This is a genomic window from Rhodoblastus acidophilus, from assembly GCF_900187365.1.
Classification (GTDB): Bacteria; Pseudomonadota; Alphaproteobacteria; order Rhizobiales; family Beijerinckiaceae; genus Rhodoblastus; species Rhodoblastus acidophilus.
In genome coordinates this window covers 2,501-5,946 of the sequence record NZ_FYDG01000046.1, presented here as the reverse complement: position 1 = coordinate 5,946, position 3,446 = coordinate 2,501, and the positions used below count along the sequence as shown (strand labels likewise).

2 tRNA genes and 2 rRNA genes (1 of these 4 cut by a window edge) are annotated in these 3,446 nt (G+C 53.6%); all 4 read left to right on the top strand.

Annotation, left to right across the window (positions count from 1 at the left end):
- Window positions 1-350 precede the first annotated feature (350 nt).
- Window positions 351-1,837, top strand: a 16S ribosomal RNA gene (locus tag CFB24_RS21960).
- A 171-nt stretch (window positions 1,838-2,008) separates the two neighbouring features.
- Window positions 2,009-2,085 (top strand) — tRNA-Ile (locus CFB24_RS21955).
- A gap of 100 nt (window positions 2,086-2,185) precedes the next feature.
- A tRNA-Ala gene (locus CFB24_RS21950) sits at window positions 2,186-2,261 on the top strand.
- A gap of 325 nt (window positions 2,262-2,586) precedes the next feature.
- Window positions 2,587-3,446: ribosomal RNA gene (locus CFB24_RS21945) — 23S ribosomal RNA — on the top strand; it runs 1,967 nt beyond the window's last position.
- The 16S and 23S rRNA genes sit together here with 2 tRNA genes alongside, the layout of an rRNA operon.

Sequence of the window (3,446 nt, the reverse complement as noted above, 5' to 3'; positions counted from 1 at the left end):
GTCTTCTCTAGACCTTCGTGGTTTGGCCGGCTAGGTCGCCGGGTGGGGACGTTTTCGGGTTTAGGGTAGGTTGACGCTTTCGGGTGTTTAGCCTAGTTTCTTTGCCCCTGCTGTTTGACAATTGCATCGGAAGAAAGAGAAACGTGGACGGCGGAAGTCCTTGCGGGATCTGGGGAAACTTGGGTCTATCATGAGGAACAAACCGACGGTCACGTATCTTAAGTTCATCGCGATCTTTTTTGAGCTGAGAAGCTTGGGGGATCGGATGTGCTTGGGACTCGTCGAAAAGGTATGGGCATTGCCTGTACCTGTTTTATGACAGTGACTTAGTCGGGTTCGAAGTTCTCATACAACTTGAGAGTTTGATCCTGGCTCAGAACGAACGCTGGCGGCAGGCCTAACACATGCAAGTCGAACGGGCATAGCAATATGTCAGTGGCAGACGGGTGAGGAACACGTGGGAACATGCCCTTTGGTTCGGAACAACTCAGGGAAACTTGAGCTAATACCGGATAAGCCTTTCGAGGGAAAGATTTATCGCCGAAGGAGTGGCCCGCGTCCGATTAGCTAGTTGGTGAGGTAATGGCTCACCAAGGCGACGATCGGTAGCTGGTCTGAGAGGATGATCAGCCACATTGGGACTGAGACACGGCCCAAACTCCTACGGGAGGCAGCAGTGGGGAATATTGGACAATGGGCGCAAGCCTGATCCAGCCATGCCGCGTGAGTGATGACGGCCCTAGGGTTGTAAAGCTCTTTCACCCACGACGATAATGACGGTAGTGGGAGAAGAAGCCCCGGCTAACTTCGTGCCAGCAGCCGCGGTAATACGAAGGGGGCTAGCGTTGTTCGGATTTACTGGGCGTAAAGCGCACGTAGGCGGATCTTTAAGTCAGGGGTGAAATGCCGGAGCTCAACTTCGGAACTGCCTTTGATACTGGAGATCTTGAGTTCGAGAGAGGTGAGTGGAACTGCGAGTGTAGAGGTGAAATTCGTAGATATTCGCAAGAACACCAGTGGCGAAGGCGGCTCACTGGCTCGATACTGACGCTGAGGTGCGAAAGCGTGGGGAGCAAACAGGATTAGATACCCTGGTAGTCCACGCCGTAAACGATGGATGCTAGCCGTTAGGCAGCTTGCTGCTTAGTGGCGCAGCTAACGCTTTAAGCATCCCGCCTGGGGAGTACGGTCGCAAGATTAAAACTCAAAGGAATTGACGGGGGCCCGCACAAGCGGTGGAGCATGTGGTTTAATTCGAAGCAACGCGCAGAACCTTACCAGCTTTTGACATGTCTTGGACGGATAGCAGAGATGTTATCTTCTCTTCGGAGCCGAGAACACAGGTGCTGCATGGCTGTCGTCAGCTCGTGTCGTGAGATGTTGGGTTAAGTCCCGCAACGAGCGCAACCCACGTCCTTAGTTGCCATCATTAAGTTGGGCACTCTAGGGAGACTGCCGGTGATAAGCCGAGAGGAAGGTGTGGATGACGTCAAGTCCTCATGGCCCTTACAGGCTGGGCTACACACGTGCTACAATGGCGGTGACAATGGGAAGCGAAAGGGCGACCTCTAGCAAATCTCAAAAAACCGTCTCAGTTCGGATTGTACTCTGCAACTCGAGTGCATGAAGGTGGAATCGCTAGTAATCGCAGATCAGAACGCTGCGGTGAATACGTTCCCGGGCCTTGTACACACCGCCCGTCACACCATGGGAGTTGGCTTTACCCGAAGGCGTTTCGCTAACCGCAAGGAGGCAGACGACCACGGTAGGGTCAGCGACTGGGGTGAAGTCGTAACAAGGTAGCCGTAGGGGAACCTGCGGCTGGATCACCTCCTTTCTAAGGATGCTTCTCCAGGTTGGCTCGCCAATCTATTGAAGCTCTTAGATCACGCCGGTCCGTCGACCGGCATCATGAGCGGGACTTCCCGCCGTCTTCGTCTCTCTTTCTTCCACTTTAAGGACGAGCCCTGTTGCTCTTTCGATCCCTTGGGGATTGATCCAACAGCTCGGGCTTGTAGCTCAGTTGGTTAGAGCGCGCGCTTGATAAGCGTGAGGTCGGAGGTTCAAGTCCTCCCAGGCCCACCATTCTTGTTACGCCGCCTAATGTCGCTGAGTGCTGCGCTTTCGGTCATTTGCTGCGCAAATGGCCTGTCGCGGTTACAACCAAATGCTTTGCATTTGGTTGGGGGCCATAGCTCAGTTGGGAGAGCGCGTGCTTTGCAAGCATGAGGTCGTCGGTTCGATCCCGTCTGGCTCCACCAGACGGTCTGATCCCGATATCATCGTCCTTAAGGTCTGACAGTTTCGCTTTGGCGTTCTTTCTGAGAACGTCTGGCGGGTTATCTAACATTGTGAAGAGGAAACGCATCCGATCCGGCAGGGTAGGGCATATGCCAATATGTCTATCAACGCGCTGCTGGAGCGATTGTCACAGTGAACACGGCTTGCAGAGAAATCTGTAAGACTGGGTGTTCTCGGGTGCGTTCGAAGCAAGAAATGGTCTTTTCGATCGTCGTCTGGTTCTTCGGAACAGCCGGCTTCGCCTCTGCCGAGGGGATGAAGCGGGTGGACGTCGATAATGAGAGCAATCAAGTGTCAAAAGGGCATTCGGTGGATGCCTTGGCGCTAAGAGGCGATGAAGGACGTGGTACGCTGCGATAAGTCTTGGGGAGCTGCGAACGAGCTTTGATCCGAGAATTTCCGAATGGGGCAACCCACCTTCGACCTCTATTATTCCAAAGGGTTTTGTCCTGCCGCACAGGTGGGGTGAAACGTGATGCGCAAGCGTCCTTTTGGACTAATAGGGGTCATATGGAGGTATCAAACTCTGTCATGGGGTTTGAAGCAAACCCGGGGAACTGAAACATCTAAGTACCCGGAGGAAAGGACATCAACGAGACTCCGTTAGTAGTGGCGAGCGAACGCGGACCAGGCCAGTGCTTGTGATTTTTTAACCGGAACGACTTGGAACAGTCGGCCTGAGTGGGTGAAAGCCCCGTACGGATTTCGAAGATCACGAGCCTTGAGTAGGGCGGGACACGTGCAATCCTGTCTGAACATGGGGAGACCACTCTCCAAGCCTAAGTACTCCTTAGCGACCGATAGCGAACAAGTACCGTGAGGGAAAGGTGAAAAGCACCCCGACGAGGGGAGTGAAACAGTTCCTGAAACCGGATGCCTACAAACAGTAGGAGGGCGAAAGCCTGACTGCGTACCTTTTGTATAATGGGTCAGCGACTTATTGTTGCGAGCAAGCTTAAGCCGATAGGTGTAGGCGCAGCGAAAGCGAGTCTGAATAGGGCGTTCAGTTCGTAGCAATAGACCCGAAACCCGGTGATCTAGCCATGAGCAGGTTGAAGGTGCAGTAACATGCACTGGAGGACCGAACGGGTGCCTGTTGAAAAAGGCTCCGATGACTTGTGGTTAGGGGTGAAAGGCCAACCAAA